18 protein-coding genes are annotated in these 18,335 nt (G+C 39.8%); 8 read left to right on the forward strand and 10 right to left on the reverse strand.

What is annotated here, in order from left to right; translation table 11 throughout:
• Positions 1-43 precede the first annotated feature (43 nt).
• Positions 44-1,468 carry a sodium-dependent transporter gene (locus E5N72_RS12690; RefSeq protein ID WP_135925243.1) on the reverse strand — a complete coding sequence of 475 codons (1,425 nt, stop codon included), beginning with the start codon at positions 1,466-1,468 and terminating at the stop codon, positions 44-46.
• A 198-nt stretch (positions 1,469-1,666) separates the two neighbouring features.
• Between E5N72_RS12690 and E5N72_RS12695 the strand changes: the two genes are divergently transcribed.
• From E5N72_RS12695 to E5N72_RS12715, 5 genes are all read left to right on the forward strand, one after another.
• Positions 1,667-1,966 (forward strand): YciI family protein, encoded by a 300-nt coding sequence (locus E5N72_RS12695; RefSeq protein WP_135925245.1) that lies wholly within the window; start codon positions 1,667-1,669, stop codon positions 1,964-1,966.
• 151 nt (positions 1,967-2,117) lie between these two features.
• On the forward strand, positions 2,118-2,369 hold the full coding sequence (locus E5N72_RS12700) for a PepSY domain-containing protein (protein WP_135925248.1): 252 nt from the start codon (positions 2,118-2,120) through the stop codon (positions 2,367-2,369).
• 2 nt (positions 2,370-2,371) lie between these two features.
• Positions 2,372-3,046: a response regulator transcription factor gene (locus E5N72_RS12705; protein WP_054552907.1), complete on the forward strand. Its 675-nt coding sequence runs from the start codon at positions 2,372-2,374 to the stop codon at positions 3,044-3,046.
• Entirely contained in the window at positions 3,040-4,377 is a 1,338-nt protein-coding gene (locus E5N72_RS12710) for an ATP-binding protein (protein WP_135925250.1), read from the forward strand. Before E5N72_RS12705 ends, E5N72_RS12710 begins: the two co-directional genes overlap by 7 nt.
• Positions 4,364-4,783, forward strand: a complete 420-nt coding sequence (locus E5N72_RS12715; protein ID WP_135925252.1) for a hypothetical protein — start codon at positions 4,364-4,366, stop codon at positions 4,781-4,783. The genes E5N72_RS12710 and E5N72_RS12715 overlap by 14 nt, the downstream gene beginning before the upstream one ends.
• 50 nt (positions 4,784-4,833) lie before the next feature.
• Here E5N72_RS12715 and E5N72_RS12720 read toward each other — a convergent pair whose 3' ends face one another.
• The gene (locus tag E5N72_RS12720) at positions 4,834-5,871 is read right to left on the reverse strand and encodes an AI-2E family transporter (RefSeq protein ID WP_135925254.1); all 1,038 of its coding nucleotides are present in this window, start codon (positions 5,869-5,871) and stop codon (positions 4,834-4,836) included.
• A 144-nt stretch (positions 5,872-6,015) separates the two neighbouring features.
• Here E5N72_RS12720 and E5N72_RS12725 point away from each other — a divergent pair, with 144 nt between their 5' ends.
• The 3 genes from E5N72_RS12725 to E5N72_RS12735 all read left to right on the forward strand — a co-directional run bounded on the left by E5N72_RS12725 (position 6,016) and on the right by E5N72_RS12735 (position 8,182).
• Positions 6,016-6,609 (forward strand): hypothetical protein, encoded by a 594-nt coding sequence (locus tag E5N72_RS12725; RefSeq protein WP_135925257.1) that lies wholly within the window; start codon positions 6,016-6,018, stop codon positions 6,607-6,609.
• Positions 6,610-6,673: 64 nt separating this feature from the next.
• The gene (locus tag E5N72_RS12730; RefSeq protein WP_135925259.1) at positions 6,674-7,579 is read left to right on the forward strand and encodes a M14 family metallocarboxypeptidase; all 906 of its coding nucleotides are present in this window, start codon (positions 6,674-6,676) and stop codon (positions 7,577-7,579) included.
• A 186-nt stretch (positions 7,580-7,765) separates the two neighbouring features.
• Entirely contained in the window at positions 7,766-8,182 is a 417-nt protein-coding gene (locus E5N72_RS12735; RefSeq protein ID WP_135925261.1) for a hypothetical protein, read from the forward strand.
• Between the two features lie 30 nt (positions 8,183-8,212).
• Here E5N72_RS12735 and ccoG read toward each other — a convergent pair whose 3' ends face one another.
• The 8 genes from ccoG to E5N72_RS12775 all read right to left on the reverse strand — a co-directional run bounded on the left by ccoG (position 8,213) and on the right by E5N72_RS12775 (position 18,189).
• Complete coding sequence (ccoG, locus tag E5N72_RS12740; RefSeq protein ID WP_135925263.1) at positions 8,213-9,595, reverse strand: cytochrome c oxidase accessory protein CcoG; 1,383 nt, start codon at positions 9,593-9,595, stop codon at positions 8,213-8,215.
• A 140-nt stretch (positions 9,596-9,735) separates the two neighbouring features.
• Positions 9,736-11,154 (reverse strand): sigma 54-interacting transcriptional regulator, encoded by a 1,419-nt coding sequence (locus E5N72_RS12745; protein ID WP_135925265.1) that lies wholly within the window; start codon positions 11,152-11,154, stop codon positions 9,736-9,738.
• A gap of 111 nt (positions 11,155-11,265) precedes the next feature.
• Positions 11,266-11,823 (reverse strand): DUF1439 domain-containing protein, encoded by a 558-nt coding sequence (locus E5N72_RS12750; RefSeq protein WP_135925267.1) that lies wholly within the window; start codon positions 11,821-11,823, stop codon positions 11,266-11,268.
• Between the two features lie 53 nt (positions 11,824-11,876).
• Positions 11,877-14,558: a DUF349 domain-containing protein gene (locus E5N72_RS12755; protein ID WP_135925270.1), complete on the reverse strand. Its 2,682-nt coding sequence runs from the start codon at positions 14,556-14,558 to the stop codon at positions 11,877-11,879.
• Complete coding sequence (locus E5N72_RS12760; protein ID WP_135925273.1) at positions 14,548-14,829, reverse strand: DUF1315 family protein; 282 nt, start codon at positions 14,827-14,829, stop codon at positions 14,548-14,550. Before E5N72_RS12760 ends, E5N72_RS12755 begins: the two co-directional genes overlap by 11 nt.
• A 1-nt stretch (position 14,830) precedes the next feature.
• Entirely contained in the window at positions 14,831-15,157 is a 327-nt protein-coding gene (locus E5N72_RS12765) for a hypothetical protein (protein ID WP_135926289.1), read from the reverse strand.
• 151 nt (positions 15,158-15,308) lie between these two features.
• The gene (locus tag E5N72_RS12770) at positions 15,309-16,811 is read right to left on the reverse strand and encodes an alanine/glycine:cation symporter family protein (protein ID WP_135925277.1); all 1,503 of its coding nucleotides are present in this window, start codon (positions 16,809-16,811) and stop codon (positions 15,309-15,311) included.
• A gap of 250 nt (positions 16,812-17,061) precedes the next feature.
• Positions 17,062-18,189 (reverse strand): M14-type cytosolic carboxypeptidase, encoded by a 1,128-nt coding sequence (locus E5N72_RS12775; RefSeq protein ID WP_135925279.1) that lies wholly within the window; start codon positions 18,187-18,189, stop codon positions 17,062-17,064.
• Positions 18,190-18,335: the final 146 nt, after the last annotated feature.

Consider the following 18,335-nt stretch of genomic DNA (forward strand, 5'->3'; position numbering starts at 1 on the left):
TAAAAAAGCCGCGCAAGTGCGCGGCTGAGTATTGAGCTGGCTTTTAAAATCCGAAAATACTAAATGCAAAAAACTTTGTTGCGACCGTATTTACAAAGATAAGTAATAAAATTGCCGGAATAAACGTTGATAGTGAAAAGTTCACATACTTCTCTGTAAAGCTACCAACATAGCCTTCACAGCCTTGGCTTAACTCTTCAGAAAGATTCGCTTTTTTCCAACGATACATAACGAATAAACACACCATTAAACCATTAAGAGGTAAAATCGTGTCGTAAAACACATCATAAACAATATCGAATAAGCTCTTATCTGCCCCGCCGTAACTAACAAAATTTGTTAATGATTCAACCATACCAAACGACATCGTGCACAGCACAGTTAAAACACCGGTTGATAGAGTTAAAATAGCTAACGCTTTTTTACGGCTAATGCCTTTGCGATCACTTAATGAAGCTGTCGGTACCTCGACAATCGATACAAGCGATGTAATAGCAGCAAAAAAGACTAATAAGAAGAATACAAACGCTACAATTGATGCACCCACGTAACCAATATCAGCTTGAAGCGCTAATAAAATTTTCGGTAGGTATACAAAAATCATCGACACTGATGAGTCAGATAACGTACTTGGATCTGTATTCGGGTTAAAACTAAAAATAGCCGGAAGCACCATAAGACCCGCAATAAAGGCAACAAGAGAGTCTGTTACAGCAACCATTTTAGCACTGCCAACTATATCGTCTTTCTTAGAGATATAAGATGCATAGGTCATTAAAATACCCATACCCAGTGACAATGAGAAAAACGCTTGAGCTAATGCACCATTTAAAACGCTCGCATCCATTTTACTGAAATCAGGAACGATGTAGTACTTCACACCAGCCATGGCATTATCCAGTGTTAATACGTAAACAACCAGCGCAGTGAGTAGTACAAATAAAGCTGGCATCATAAACTTAGCCGCTTTCTCGATACCTTCTTTTACACCACCAACCAGAATCAAGTTAACAATGATTGCAACCACGGCCATATAGCCAAACACTGTGTAGCTATTGATAAAAGTGCCAAAATTATCAGGCTGTGCCAAGGCATCTAGATTACCGAATGCAGTTTGCGATAAATAACCGAAAATCCATACGGTGATCACCATGTAAAAAACGGCAATCATAAACGGCGTTAATACCGCTAAAAAGCCAGCAAAGTTCCATTTTGGATCATTACCCGCTAAGATTTTGTATGAACCAAGCGGATCTTTCTGTGCTTTTCGGCCCATCGCCATTTCGGCCATCATCACAGGCAAACAGATAAAAATCACAAACAGTGCATAAACTAAAAGAAAAGCACCACCACCGTTTTTTGTAGCTGAAACAGGAAAACCTACTAAGTTTCCGATACCTACAGCAGAACCGGCTGCCGCTAAAATAAAACCGAGGCGGGAGCTAAAGTGCTCGCGTTTTTCGCTCATTTAAAAACCTTATTATTATTTTCTCAACCCAGCGACTCTACCAGTGTTACACCGCGTATTTCAAGCTTTATAAGTGAAAGCTATAAGCAAAGCTGTAAAGATTATTTAGCAAATGAACACACATGTATGACACAATAATCTCTCGTCTATTGCTAACAATATGCTACTATTTTCTAAAAATAACATTGAGAACTCACTATGCTGTATATGATTTATTCAACTGATGTTGAAAATAGTTTAGAAGCCCGCAAATCTGCACGCCCAGCTCACTTAGCTCGCCTTCAAGAGTTAGACGATCAAAATCGTTTATTCACAGCAGGCCCTCTTCCTGCAATTGATAGCGAAGACCCAGCTGAGGCTGGTTTTACAGGCTCATTGGTGGTCGCGCAATTTGATTCATTAGAAGCAGCACGCGAATGGGCAGCAAACGACCCTTATATTGCTGCAGGTGTTTATGACAACTCAGTAGTAAAACCATTTAAAAAAGTGTTTGGTTAAAGCCTGAACTCAACTGAATCAATAATTCAGTGTTTGTTCACGCCTTATTAACTAAGATCTGGCTATCAAATTACAGAATTTAACGTAATTACTTGAATTTTAGTTAATTGGTTAATTAAACTAAATGGGTCTGGTTTAGGAGTTCCCCGTCATGCGCATATTTTTAGCCTTCAGTTTTAGTCTTTTATTTGCATTATCAAGCTTTCATGCTGATGCCAATAAAAACCAAGCACCTGAGGTGACTAAAAAGCAAGCTGTGATGATTGCCAAAAAGTCTGAAGATGGCCGAACCCTAAAAATCACAGAGCAAGACAAAGTATTTACCGTAAGAATTTTAAAAACGAACGGCCATGTGGTTGACGTCCATGTGAACAAAAAGACTGGCGAAGTGAAAAAGGATTAAGAATGCGAATTTTAGTTATTGAAGATGATTTACACTTAGCAGATAACCTTCGTAATGCTCTAGAAAAAGAGCGTTATAGCGTTGACCTTTGTCACGATGGTGAAGCTGGTTTATTCCACATTACTGAGTACCCGCTTGATATGGCGGTGGTAGATTTAGGCCTTCCAAAAGTAGATGGTATCGAATTAATTACCAAAGCTCGCGCTCAAGGCATTACCATCCCTATTTTGATTTTAACGGCGCGTGACCGTTGGCAAGATAAAGTAGAAGGCCTCGATGCAGGTGCTGATGATTACCTTACAAAACCGTTTCATGTTGAAGAGCTAATTGCCCGCTGTAATGCCCTTATCCGTAGAAGTGCAGGTAAAGCAAACCCTGAAATGACAGCTGGTCCTATCAAAATTCATACTCGCTCACAGCAAGTGTGGGTTAACGATAAAGAACTTAGCTTAACTGCATACGAATACAAAGTGTTAGAATACCTCATGGTTAACCCTCAAAAGGTAATTTCTAAATCTGAGCTAACAGAGCACATTTACGATCAAGACTTCGACCTTGATTCAAACGTAATCGAAGTATTCGTATTGCGTTTACGTAAAAAGCTTGATCCTGATGGCACCCTTAACCCAGTTGAAACATTACGCGGCCGTGGTTATAGGCTTAAAAGTCAGTGGTAGCATCGCAAATACCGCTTAAAGTAAGGCAAGGATTTATCCTTGTCTTTGTTTTATTAGTAGCCTTACCAATTCTGTTTTTCTCAATTGGTAAGGCTTATTACGCCTCTTTGGTCGAAGCGACCGAAAAAACCCTTGAAGCTCACTTATATTCATTAATCTCTGAAGTCGATTTCACTGAACGCGGCATTGTTATGCCAAGTACCATCTTAACTCCAGAGCTAAATAGATTAAACTCAGATACTTATGCGATGATTTATCGCGGCGACTTACCTGTTTGGTATTCTGAATCAGCCACCAACATCAACTTTATTCCTGATAACTTTGAAGCTCCAGCAGGCTCTGCTGACTTTCGCCGTGTTGAATACAACAATACCGTCTATTGGCAATTAACACTTACCGTTATTTTAGAAAACATTGACCAATCGGAGCATGCCCGTTTTATCTTGTTAAAACGTAATGATGCTCTACTTAGGCTGATGGATGGCTTTAAACAAACACTGGTTAATTGGATGTATGTAATGGGAGTGGCTATTGCTGCGCTAATGGCAATTGGTTTTGTGTGGAGTGCAAGACCACTGCAGCGTCTCGATAAAGAAATTAAAGCCATTGAATCGGGCGATAACCAGCAAATAAAAGGTCTTTACCCGGTTGAGTTGCAAACTATTAAAGCCGATTTAAACTTATTGCTTGAATCGCAGCAGCGCCAAAAAGAGCGTTACCGCGCATCATTAAGCGATCTTGCTCATGCATTAAAAACGCCATTGGCAGTGCTTAAGTCAAGCCCATTGGCCAATGATGCTGATGCACAAGAGCAATTGGATCGTATTAATGTGATGATCGAACATCAATTAAAACGTGCCGCTACGGGTGCCTCTGATACATGGAAAAAGCAAACCCATATTAAGCCGGTTATCGAGTCAATTTTAAGTGCAATGAGTAAAGTGTATCGCGATAAAGATATTATTTTCACTTCTGAGGTCAGTGAAAAAGATTATTTTTTAGGTGATAAAACAGATTTAATGGAACTGCTTGGTAATTTAATCGATAATGCTTGTAAAGCTTGCCGTTCGCAGGTCGATATAAAGGTTAAGCAAAATAAGCAATTAACTCTCAGCATTTGTGATGATGGACCAGGTGTCCCAGAGCAAAAACGTGAATCGCTACTAACCCGCGGCACCCGACTCGATACATATGAGAGTGGGCATGGTGTTGGTATGGCCATCGTATCAGATTTAGTAAACTCATATAATGGCACATTGACTATCCGAGATGCAGAAAAACTGGGTGGTGCTGAGTTTATATTAGAGTTTAATTATCATGATAAAAAATAAACAATTCACTATAACACTCACTTTGTGCGCTGCTCTTGTAACACTGGCATCACAGGCTTCACAAGCACCACATGATTGCCAGTTAACAAGCAACAATACCGAAGAAACTAAGCGTTATATTCAATGTCTTGACCAAGTGATTAGCGATTTGCAACGCGATCAAAAAATGTGGGTAAATAAACTCACTATGGATATTGAAAAAATCAAAGAAGACACGGGAAATAGTCAATTACTGCCTATCTTTAAAAGAAGCTTAGTGAATCAAGAGCGCTATCTAGAAGACAGCTGTCGTTGGCGATACTTAAATGAAATGCCAAACGCAACCAAAGCAGCCATTACCTATAAGCTTTGTGAAATAAATATCCTTGGTAATCACTTAAATATTCTAAAACAACCTCTTAAATAAAAGGCGCGTTAGCGCCTTATTATTTAAATTTTGCTTAATCAAGCAAATTGCTATTGATCTATTGTTAACTCTTCACCGTTACCAAGTAAAGTTGCAAGCCACCGCCCTTCTTGGCTGGTTTCTAAAGCAATTTTTACTATCATGGTCAGTGGAACTGACAGCAACATACCTACTGTTCCCATCAACCAGCCCCAAAAAATTAACGATAAAAAAACCACCAGCGTTGATAAACCTAAGCCTTTGCCCATGAACTTTGGCTCGACGATATTACCCATCACTGTATTAATCACTAAATAGCCACCTGCAATGATCCCTGCAACTAGCGGCCCTTGCGTTATCAAAGCAAGTAATACAGGAGGTACCGCTGCAATGATAGAGCCAATATTAGGAATGTAGTTAAGCATAAAAGCAACAACACCCCACAATACAAAATAATCAACGTCCAGTGCCCAAAGCATAAACCCAGCTAAAAGACCTGTCGCCAAGCTAACCATGGTTTTTATTGCGAGGTAAGAGTTTATTGACCCTAGAAAGCGATCAATTTGTTGCATTTTCATTTCTGGGTCATCGAGTGCTAAATGAATTTTTTTATTCAGCATCGGCCCTTCAAACAGCATAAACACCACGGTTAATATAATTAGGAACAGGTTGGCCATTACTCCCCCTAATCCCGTTAGCATATTTGTTGCAACATCGATCATTTTGCCCGGATCGAATAAAGAAATAATCTGCTCTTTATCAATCAAAATATTATAACTTGCAGCAACATTAACCACCCAAACAAACTCTTCTTTTAGTTGTGTTTTATACTCGGGTAGTTTTTCAGAGAAATCGGTCATCGATTGCCCAACTAAACCGGCAAGGCTAATCCCAACGCCAACAATAATGAGCATTACTAACACCACTGCAACGCCCTTGGGAATTTTATACCCGGCAAAAAAACGTATAAGGGGATTACATATAATGGCAATGAAGGCAGCCAAAACAAAAGGAATGACAATCACACTTGCAGCTTTTATACCTGCTAAAACAATCACTAAAGCCGCAAATATAACTAAACTCTTATTAACACCAGTCAGGCTCGACAAAATAAAATCCTTGTAAACTTTTTCCCATCAGTGTATGTCAAATAAGTAGTAAAAGAAAATCGAAAAACATCTGGCACAATAAATGCTCATAATTCATACAATTTGTGATATTATTGGCCAGTCGTATTGTAAAAGGAGCTAAGGATGGCGCATTTAACAGAACAAGAACTCTCATTTTTTAACCAACTCTTTGAAAATGCAGATGATGGCAGTGATGAAGTCACAAACACCAAAATGTCTGTAAAACTAAACTTACCCGATAAACTCAACGGATTATTAAAGAACGCTAAATTGACCTTACTTGCTGAAGTGGGTGTTTATCAATTATGGTTCCCGCTGGAGTTTGTTAATGATGAAAATGGCCAGGTTATTCCTCTACTCAGTGCTCCTGAGGTTATAGATACGAAAGGCATTGAGCGGAGTTGGCGAGCACCTCATCTAAATCTGCAAACTGACCACTACATTATTCTGTCACTATCAAGTACGGGAGTTTTGTTAAAACCAAAACAAAATAAGCCAGACTTTTCAAAAGAGCTGTTATTAGCATTTGAGCTGCCAAAAAAAGAGCGTATTGTTCTGTCTGCTAAACCTGTTCGCGTTACCAGCAATGGTATTGCAGCAAAAATTATTACGGTACACGAGGGCGAAATTGCTCTTCGTCAATACCTTTTCGAGACTCATAAAAAGCAACATGCCCAGCTATACGAACATGCCAATATAAGCACTGACCTTATCTAGTTGCAGGTAATGGCAAGCTTCGATAAGCTTGGCATTTTGCACCTCAACACAACAAGGTATTTTTATGAGTTACCCAATCGGAACGCCTGGTAAGCCATGGACCGACGCCGACAAAAAAGCGTGGCTTGAATTACAATCAGTAAAACGCAGTTACCGTGAAGATGTTGTCTCACAACTTGATGCTCTGTCTACACTCTTTGAAATTGAGCAGTATGGTGCACTGAGCTATGACAGCGATAAGTATCCTCTTTACATTTTAAAAAGCAAACAATGGCAAGCAGACAAACCAACTGTTTTAGTCACAGGTGGTGTACATGGTTACGAAACAAGCGGTGTGCATGGTGCACTAGCGTTTGCTAAAGACAAGGCCAAAGACTATTTTGCAGAATTTAATATCTTAGTGGCACCGTGTATAAGCCCTTGGGGTTATGAAACAATTAACCGCTGGAACCCTAATGCCACGGATCCAAATCGCTCATTCTATGCAGGTAGTCCAGCTGAAGAGTCTGCCGCAATCATGCAATATTTAGCCGACAACGCTATTGCACCCTATGTGCATATTGACCTTCATGAAACAACTGATACTGACAATAGTGAATTTCGCCCTGCTCTGGCAGCACGTGATGCAACGACTCACGATAACTGGAACATTCCAGACGGCTTTTATCTTGTTGCTGATAGCGAACGTCCGCATGATGCATTTCAAACAGCGATTATAAAATCAGTTGAGAAAGTAACCCACATCGCACCAAGTGATGAGAATAACCAGTTGATTGGTGTACCACAAACTCAATTTGGTGTTATTAATTACCAAGCCAAAAAGCTCGGGTTATGTATGGGCTTAACCGATGCAGAATATGTCACAACAACAGAGGTTTACCCTGACAGCCCACAAGCAAATGATAAAATCTGTATTGATGCACAAGTAGCCTCAATTACTGGTGCTTTGAACTACATTGTTAACAAATAGTTAGCTATACTTTAAATTCAGAGCGACTTATTTATTCGCTCTGAATGCAATTACGCAAATAAAAAAACCCACCAAAATCAAATTAAAGAAAAAAATATGTTTTTTCTTTTTTGCATACTAAATAACTAGACACATACATACAATTGTATAAAATTCGCGCTCTTTTTAATTCAAAAGGGAAGCAAATTGGAATTTAAGAATCACTATGGCAGTGTCAGTATCATCACTGATGGTCCAATTATTATTGGACAATTTTCTGGTAATATTAACGCACGTTTAGTCAATGACTTTGCAGTCGATTTAAAAAAGCATATTACTGCTTTAGCTGGAAAGCCGTGGGCATATATTAGTCATTCTACCCAATTACTTGCTACCACCCCTGATGCAGAACGTGGTTTTACCCAATTATTTCGTGCCCTGCAAGGCACAAACTGTGTAGCAACCGCTTATATGTTTAGCTCATCCATTGTGCTTAACCAAATGAAACGCATCATTGCGCAAGCGCAATCTCCGATTCAAATAATGGACTGTTTATTTGATGATTTAGACAGCGCTAAAGCTTATGTGCAAAAGCAGCTCGAATTTGCAAAGATGGCTTGTTAACTACAAGCCATTTTCACTTTTAGGTCAGGGTCAATCTCGGTAAAACTTAGTTTCTTTGGTAATTGCGATATCAGCATCTTCTAATGCTTGAATGTGAAAACTGATAGGCGTTACCTTTGATTTCAATTCATAGCCATCAGCAACCACAGTAACAGGCACACGCTTCATCTGACCCGCCTCAACTGTAATATTTTCGGGCACCTGTAAGCTTGCTTCTTCAATACCACTGATACCGATTGAATAGCTCAAACTATGCTGTGTTTTGTTGATAATTGATAAGGTATATGGGTTTTCTACTAAGCCTTCAAAATTAACACGATACAGGGCATTACGATCACGAATGACAGAGGCTTCAATAGGTGTACGCATTGCCATCCATACAACCATACCAACAACAAACAACGCCGTTAAACCACCATAGCCAAGCAGTTTTAGTCTAAACGGGTTGGTCGTTTTGCCTTCCATTTGTTTTTCAGAGGCGTACTTGATCAGGCCTTTTTGATAATTGAATTTTTCCATAGTGCTATCACACGCATCGATACATAAGCCGCAGTTTATGCATTCATACTGCAAGCCATTACGAATATCGATACCGGCCGGACATACTTCAACACATAAGTTACAGTCTACACAGTCACCTAAACCTAACTTTTTAGGATCGGCTTTACGTTTACGCGCACCACGAGACTCCCCTCGCGCTTGATCGTAGGTAACCACTAACGTGTCTTTATCAAACATCACTGATTGAAAACGTGAATAAGGGCATGCGACAGTACACATTTTTTCGCGTAGGAAGCCCGCATTACCATAGGTACAAAAAGCAAACAGGAATACCCAAAAGCTGACGATCCCAGACATTTCTAAGGTAAATAAACTCATGTAAAGAGACTTAGCAGGGATGAAATAAGCCATAAATGACATAGATGTAAGCAAAGAGATCACCAGCCAAGCTGCATGCTTAGTGATTTTCTTTTGCCATTTACTTACTGACCAATCAGCTTTATCAATTTTAATACGCTGGTTTCGGTTACCTTCGACTTTATGCTCGACCCAAGTAAACATCAGCATCCAAATTGTTTGTGGGCAAGTGTAACCACACCAAACACGCCCTAACCAATTAGTGACGAAGAACAAAGCAAACGCGCCAGTCATAAATAGCATGGCTAAGATCATAAAATCTTGTGGTAACAGCGTTAATCCAAACAGGGTAAATTTTTGGCTCGCTACATCGAGTAATACAGCTTGGCGACCATCATATGGGATCCACGGTATGGCGATAAACGTCAGCATCAGCACCCAGCCTAAGTAACGACGGATACGTTGAAAATGCCCTTTTTGCTCTCGAATATAAATTGGCCCTTCTTGGTTGTAGGGCTTGATGATTAAGTCTTGTTCTTTAATATCAAATTTCATTTTGCTACTTACTTTTGTGTCGGTAATAGCCTGACAGAGCAACTATCAGGCCAACACAAATTAAAATGTAAATTACTGATATTAAATGATTAATTTAATTCTACCGCATCGATAATCGCGATATATCACGAAAGCGCGCGTTATTTCGCGAAACTGCGTTGTATACCTAACTTTTTCATTTTTGATCTAAGGGTACTCTCAGGAAGACCTAGCAAAGTTGCAGCGCCATTTTCACCTGATATTTGTCCGTTGCATCGCTTAAGTACCTCACAAATATGCTGCTTTTGTACAGCATCAAGGGAAACAACTTGCTCATTCGTTTGCTCGTTATTCAACGGCGCTGAGAGCTGTAATACAGTTTGCTTAGACAAAATAGCTTCACGCTCTAGGATATTTTGTAGTTCACGAATATTGCCTGGCCAATCATAATTAGCCAGTTTAGTGAGTGTAGCTTTGCTAAGCCCCTTTAACTGTTTACCTAAGCGCTTGTTAAGCTGTGTAATTATGTTTGCAGCAAGGAGCGGGATATCTTCTTTTCGCTCACGAAGCGCAGGCACACGAATAGGAAAGACATTTAAGCGATAGTACAAGTCCATTCTAAAGCTACCCTGCTCGACCATTTGCCACAAATTACGATTTGTTGCAGCCAGTACTCGAATATCGACTTTTAAGGTTTGACTGCCACCCACGCGCTCAAATTCTTGTTCTTGCAGCACGCGAAGTAATTTACTTTGTGCTTCTAATGGCAATTCTGCCACTTCATCTAAAAATAATGTGCCTTTGTCGGCCAGTTCAAAACGCCCTTTTCTGCGCTCATTGGCCCCTGTAAACGCCCCTTTCTCATGGCCAAATAACTCAGACTCAATTAAGTTTGCAGAAAAAGCAGCACAATTAACCCTAATAAATGGTTGCTTAGCTCGGCTACTCAAACGATGTAAGTTTCGTGCCACCAGCTCTTTGCCTGTGCCGTTTTCACCTAAAATTAGAACAGTGCTGTTAGTTTGGCTAACTAAAGTAATTTGTTCTAACATCGTTTGAAAAGAATGACTTTGCCCCACTAAACCTGAATCTTGCCAATCTTCGTTTAACTCTGAAATAAGATAAGCATTCTCAGCTTGTAGCTGTTCTGATAAGTGCTGGACTTGCGCTAAGGCATCACGCAATGCGACTTCTGTTTGCTGCTGTTTTGATACATCGCGAAAAATCGCGACTGCACCAATTAAGGCCCCATTTTTATAAACGGGTGTAGAAGTATACTCAACAGCAAAATAGCTACCATCTTTACGCCAGAATACTTCATCGTTTACGTGGCGATGTTTACCATCGAACATAGTGCAATATATCTGACATTCATCTGCGGGATATGGTGAGCCATCTTTACGAGTATGGTGATGATATTGGTGTATTTTTTTACCAAGGAGTTCGTCTGCTCTCCAGCCGGTCATGCGCTCAGCAGCAGGATTTACAAAAACCGCATTGCCCGATAAGTCAAAACCATAAATCCCTTCGCCAACTGCATTGAGCAATAATGTGGGGTCGTTTAAAAATTCCTTGATCATAGCAGTCACTCAACTCGCGAAATATCACGAGTAATTATGACAAGGTTAAACTTGCTTAACAAGCAATTACAAAAAAAGCGGCTTAATGCCGCTTTAGATATTTTAATACTCTTATAAGGTAGGCACTAAGATAATTTCGCCCTGAGATACTTTCATATCTAATGGCAATTTGCTCAGTAATGCTAACTTAGGATCGTTCATATTTAACTTATAGACTGGGTTAACGGCTAAAAATCCGTTGATCACTTGCATTGCCTGATCATCTAATAAGTTTAAGCTTCCTTTAAAACCTGCTGTATCGATTGTTGTATCAACCAGTTTTACATTACGTAAAAAGACCGCTTTTTTCTCACTGTCATAAAATGGGCTACCTTCAATTTGCAGCTTCAAGCGTACTGGATATTTAAGCGCAAAGGCTTTAATAACAGCGCTTGAATCGGCTCCTAACACTACCACATCACGCTTATCTGGGCCTACATTTACACTTAGGTCATTTACCGCAAAATCAACAGGTAAGCCCATTAATTTAATTTGCTCACTCAATTTTGGTAATTGATCAGCAAGGGCTGCTTCAATTTCTGAATTGGTAAACGAGTACACAGACATACCTTGATTTGTACTTTTACATGCACCTAAAAATAAGCAGGTAAGTAATAATAAAATTCTCATTGTTTCCCTCAAAAAACACGGAAAAAAACCGCTATAAAAAGCGGTTTTATTCGTTAAATTGCAAATATTGCTTTAAGCCTTGCTAGTGTGTCAGCAGAAACTGAACCCTCACTGACTGCAAGTAATTGCTTTAAGTAATAATAAACATCGGCTTTTTCACCACGGTGTTTATCATCTAACATCGCAACTTGTTCTGTCATACGTAACTGACTATCAGCAGACTCAACACCTGCAAGAATCTCGATACGTGTTAAGAGCTGCTCAGCAGTTAAGCTAGTCGTTAATGAAGCTTGGAATTGCGACGGAAGCTCACTGCTGCTCTCAAGAGCTGCAAACAAAGCCGTTAACTTAGACTGCTCTGCTTGCTTACTAATAACCTTCGTTTTTTCGCTAATTGCTGACTCTAACTGAGCCACTCGAGCAGACAACGCTTTTGAGTACTCAAGTCCTGCCAATTTCACCGTTAAATCTTTAAGCTGTGCAAGATGCACTACACTCTCAAGGGCAGTTTCAAGTTCAGTTAACTGCTCAGCTACAACTTCATCATTTTGCTGTTGTACTTGTTTTTGCTGTTCAAACTCAGCACTACGCTTGGCAAATGTGTCGTCGTTAACACGTCTGAATTGTTGCCATAAGGTGTTTTCAGCTTTCATTCCCGCAAAGCCAATTGTTTGCCAAGTTTGTTGCAATGCTTTGAGCTCTTGACACGCAGCAGCCAAGTCATCACTTTGAGATAACAGTGTTGCTTGTTCTACAAGTGCGGCTTTTTGCTCAGCATTTGCTTTATGAAACGCAACTAATTGGCCTTGTACTTGTGATTGCGCAGCTTTGAATTGCGCTTGTAGTTCACGGTATGTTTTAGGGTCAACATTACCCGCAGAACGCCATGCTTTAACAACACGGTTAAACTTACTTTCAAACTGTTTCCAATCAAATTCACCAGATTCAGTATCAAGTTCATTGAGTTGCTGCATTTGAGAAATAATATCAACACGCTGTGCTTTAGCTTGCTCACGTTGCTGCTCTTGCTCTGCAAAATACTCGCGACATGGGGCAAACAATAGTTCAATCTGTTGATCGAATAACTCACCTTGTTGTTTCTCTGCATCCGTATCTAAACGACCTAATTCATTCCAACGACGACGTAACTGTTTAACTTGTTCAGCACGTTGTTTAGGGTCTGTACACTCGATTGCAGCAAGTTCATTGACTTCAGCAAGTAATGCATCACGCTTTGGCGCTGATGCATATTTTTGCCAATCTTTTGCTTCTGCTAATTGGGCTTCTAAATCAGCTTTTAGACTATTTAAAGGCTGTTTATAGTAATCTGTAAGTGTGTCGTATAACTCTTCAAAGCCTTTAAACACTCCAAACGCCACATTGAAACGGCCTTGTTCAATCAAACGCTTCACATCACGGGCTTTGCGTTTTGCTGTTTGTTGATTCTTTTCAAACTTATTTGTCAGCGGTGCCATTGCTTGCTGCCAGCTGTTTACTGCTTCAGCTAAATTTGCTTTAAAGCGACCTTGTAAACGACTCGGAATACTTGCTAGTTTTTTGCGAGCCACTTTTTGCTGTTGTTCAAACTGCTGCTTTAAGCCATCAAACTCATTTTCGTCTTCAGTCGTGGTAATCGCTTTTAAAGCATCAAACGCAGCTTTAAACTCTGCAATCGCGGTAACAAGTTGTGGTAATTGCTCAACTTGCTTAAATAGATTTGACAAGTGCTGTTTAACATCACGGACATTTTGATTATCAACTAAGTTTGCTTCAGCCAAGGTATCTTTTGCTTCTGCCACTTTAGCCTCAAGCCAATCTTGCTGAATTTGCTCTGGCGTTTCTAAACCTAATTGCAATGCGTTTTCAATTTCTTCGCCAATAGCTTCAAGGGTTGCAAGGGCTAGTACCTGACGCTGTTGCTCAGCTAATGCTTGCTGCATTGCTTCATGCTCTTTGCTTAGTGTTGCAATGTGAGCTTCAAGCTTTTGGGTAATCGTAGAGTATTTTTTATCAAGTACACTTACTTGCTCATCACTGAGCCATTTTAACTCGATTGCTTGCCACTGTTGTAATAGCTCAGCATGTTGCAGCGATACTAGCTGAAAATCATTTTTATCACGAAGCGCATTCAATTTCGCCAATATAACGCGAGTATCAGCTTCGACTTTTGCAGGCATTTCTACTGCTAAACGTTCATTCTCAAGATGAGCCGCAAGTTGTGTATGCGCTTCACCTTTTGCATGTTTTAGTAGTGGCTTGGCAAGTTGGTGGTTAATGACAAGCTCAACAAGTTGCAATTGTAGCTCTTCGCGGCCTTCTTTAAAGGCTTTATCAATTAGGCTTGGGTTTGCTAAACGCTTTAATAATTTAACACGAACTTGAATTTCTTTTTCTGCAAATGCTAGCTTTTCAAGGGTTTTCACTGGCGCATAACGCTCAATAAACTCGTTTTTAATACTCGCGTCAAGTTTGCTATCAGTATTCAAAACCGCTTGATTAATGTGCTGCTCTGCAATTTCTTTAAGTGCTTGGTCTTGCTTGTATACTTGCCACCATAAAACAAGATCGTTCACTTTATTCAAGGCTTTTTTACGGATCTCAGCGGAGCTATCTTCAAGGGCAATACTATTTAAGATGCTAAGATCACGTTCTGTATCAAGGCGTTCAACTGCTGCTAAACGAACCTGACTTTTAGGGTGTTTCCATTTTGGAGTAAACAGGTGTTTAAAGATCATTTTCACTAAACCTAGCTATTTCATTTTCTGATGCGAATTCTTTTTGCAATTGAGCTTTACTCTTTTGCACCATTTCACCATTTGCGCCAATGGTAAACTGCTCATTGGTTTGCGAAACTTTAGCTTGGTAAAGCATCACGAGTTGAACTGTTTGTTGTTTTTGCTCTTCTGATAATGGAGTGCCATCAGGCCATTTACCTGTAGACGCACCATACTGAAGACGTTCAAATACTTCCGGGGTGATATTTTTAACAATATGATCAATATTCATGCTACTTTTTCTTTTTTAAAACAACTAAATAGATACGGCACACTATATACCATACAAAACCTACTGCCATTGCTGTCGAATAGGCATACCACTCAATAGACTCTGTTTCTGGATGCATAAAGTAATAACAGAAAAAGCCACCTAAAAATAATATCAGTGCGAGGAAAGACTGATTCATAAACTTTTGCTGTCTACGAATACGCGTTTCTTTTTGCATTTGCTGCAACTGCTCATTGCTTAGATCGGTGACTTGGCATTCACAATGCGGGCATTGTTTATGTTTGTCAGATATTGATTTTGCACATTGCGGGCAACTAATAATCGCCATATCTTTCTCCATACTACGCATAAAAAAGGCGCCTTTAGGCGCCCTTTATTGTACTTGTTTTATGAGTCGATGTCTTATTTGAATTTCATTCATTTGTGAAGATTCGAAAACCTGTACAACTAAATTCACGACAAATACTCAAAAAGCTGATTTATTGTTTCTGTTTCGCCTTTTCAGCTAGACGCTTTTCCCAGAAAGTCGCATTTTTAATGCCTAATTTAACTGGGTCAAAGGTGATTTCACCACCCGCTTTCTTTTGGTCTTCATAATCTCGTAGACAATTAAGAGCAGGTTTGGCAACAAAGAAAATAGCTAAAATACCTACGATGTTGATCCACGCCATTAAGCCAACACCAATATCACCGATATTCCAGATATAGCCTGAGCTATTTACCATACCGTAAGCCACCATAAACATAATGACGAACTTCACAACAACCAGTGGAATATTACCTTTAAAATAACGGTTTAAATAAGCAACGTTAGTTTCAGCAATATAGTAATAAGCAAGAATGGTTGTAAATGCAAAGAAGAATAAAGCAATACCAACAAACGCTTCACCAAAACCGCCAAATACACTAAACAGTGCCATCTGAGTAAAGGCTGCTGAGCCTACTTCAGTTGCAGCATCAACATTTTGTACAATAAATTGACCCGCAGGTAACTCACCCACAATATTGTATTGTTTAGTGATTAGAATCATTAGCGCTGTTGCTGTACAAACGAAAATAGTATCAACATAAACAGAGAATGCTTGCACTAAGCCTTGTTGAGCTGGGTGGTCTACTTCAGCTGCAGATGCTGCATGCGGACCCGTACCTTGGCCTGCTTCGTTTGAATAGATACCACGTTTAACACCCCAACCAATCGCAGCACCAAAACCTGCTTGCGCAGTGAATGCATCAGATAAGATCATTGAGAAAATGCCTGGCACTTTATCTAAGTTTAAGAACACCACGATTAAAGCTAACACGATGTAACCTAGCGCCATAAATGGCACCACAATTTGTGTGAAGTTTGCGATACGTTTAATGCCACCGAAGATGATAAACGCAAGTACAATCAAAATGATTGCAAGGGCAACTAGCTTAAAGCTACCTACTTCACCAAAGCTGGTGCTAACCAATGTGCCTTCACCGAAGACTTGTGTGAATGCATTACCCACTGCGTTTGCTTGTACGCCAGGTAAGAAAACACCACAAGCAATAATAGCGGATAGAGCAAATAACACTGCAAGCCACTTTTGTTGTAAACATCTGTCGAAGTAATAAGCAGGGCCACCTCGATACTGACCATCTTCTTCTGACTTATAAATTTGACCTAGCGTTGATTCTGCATATGCAGTACTTGCGCCTAAAAATGCGACAATCCACATCCAAAAAATCGCACCTGGACCACCAAAGCCGATCGCAGCAGCAACCCCGGCAATATTACCAACACCAACACGGCCCGATAATGAAACAGCCAGAGCTTGGAATGATGAAATTCCTGTATCTGAGTTATTAGAACTTAGCAATAACTTACACATTTCTTTGAAATGTCGAACTTGCGCGAAACGGGTTAAAACGGAATAAAACAGGCCTGCACCTAGACATAAGTAAATGAGTGCACTACTCCAAATTACGTCATTGACGGCGCTTACAAAAGCTTCCATGGATATCCTCTATAATTATATTTTTTATTGATAGTTACGATGCTCTGCGTTAGCGAATGAGAATGCGCGACATAATGATCTGAGAATTAATCAAAAATAATCTTCTCTCAGCTAGATGTACTGAATATTAACTTAAACAACCTAACTTTGTTAACAGTTAATTTTCAATATGACAAATGTGCTTTGTATTAGTCAACCAAAAAAAACGGGCATCAATCTGATTGATACCCGCAAAATTTGCTTAATGTTGTTATCTTAATTTATCAACAACGTTAACAATAGCCGCTAACGTATCTTGACCAAACTGATATGAACGACGGTCAGACCAGCCGTAATCAGGGTCTGGTAAATCATCGTTATCTTTAAATGGCATCTCTACCGTATACGCTAATGCATTAAACTCATGCGCTACAGCTGAAGAACCTACCGTTAGATTAGCCTGACCTGGCTCATCTTTTGGATAACCGTGTTCGTCTTGGAACTCAGGCGTTACAGTTAAAAGCGCAGCTTTAAAGCTATCTTCTAACTCTTTTAAACGATCATCGTAACCCGGAATACCTTCGCTACCCGCAACAAAGTTATAAGGAATCGCTTCGTCGCCATGAATATCTAAGTGCATATCAAGGCCCGTTTCACGCATTTTATTAAGCACTAAAAATACTTCAGGGCTATTTTCCATGCTTGGTGTTTGCCACTCACGGTTCAAGTTAACGCCTTTAGCGTTAGTACGTAAGTGACCACGCACACTGCCATCAGGGTTCATGTTTGGCACAATATAGAATACTGCTTTAGATAATAGTGCCGCTGCATGTGGGTCTTCGTCATCAAGTAATTTATGAAGTAAACCTTCAACATACCACTCAGCCATTGTTTCACCTGGGTGCTGACGTGCCGTGATCCAGATTTTTTTCTTTTCACTGCTAGGAATACCGACACGTAATACACTCATGTCACGACCATCAAGTGTTTCACCTAAAGTTTCTAGTTCACACGCATGCTGGCTTTGTGCCCATGCTAATAAATCAAGGTGACGGTCATAGCTATATGGTGCGAAATAAGCAAAATACATGCTGCTGCACTCAGGCTCAACTTCAAATGATAATGTACCGTTTGCATATTCAGATGGAACACGGAACCAAGTTTGACGATCGTATGATGCAACCGCATGATAACCATCCCAGCCATCAGGATACGCTGAGTTTTCTAGGTTATTAATGTGTAATTTATGGTTTTGAAACGCGGTTGTTTCAAGACGAAAGTGAAACCACTGGAAAAAATCAGACTGATTGTCTTTATTAATTTCTAATTGAATATTCAGTGGATCAACGGCTTCAATAACCTTGATATTACCACTATCAAAATTGCTGGTGATTTTCATTCTATAAACCTATTGGTTAAAAATAATTCTTAGCTATTCGTTTGTAAGTTAAGAATTAAGTCAACGCCCTATCGTTAGAACGTTTCGTTAGTAATATGGTGTAGACCCTTAACAGCCTACCACATGCTGAAAATTTGCAAAAACTT

The organism is Pseudoalteromonas sp. MEBiC 03607, from assembly GCF_004792295.1.
In the GTDB taxonomy this organism is placed as follows: Bacteria; Pseudomonadota; Gammaproteobacteria; order Enterobacterales; family Alteromonadaceae; genus Pseudoalteromonas; species Pseudoalteromonas lipolytica_C.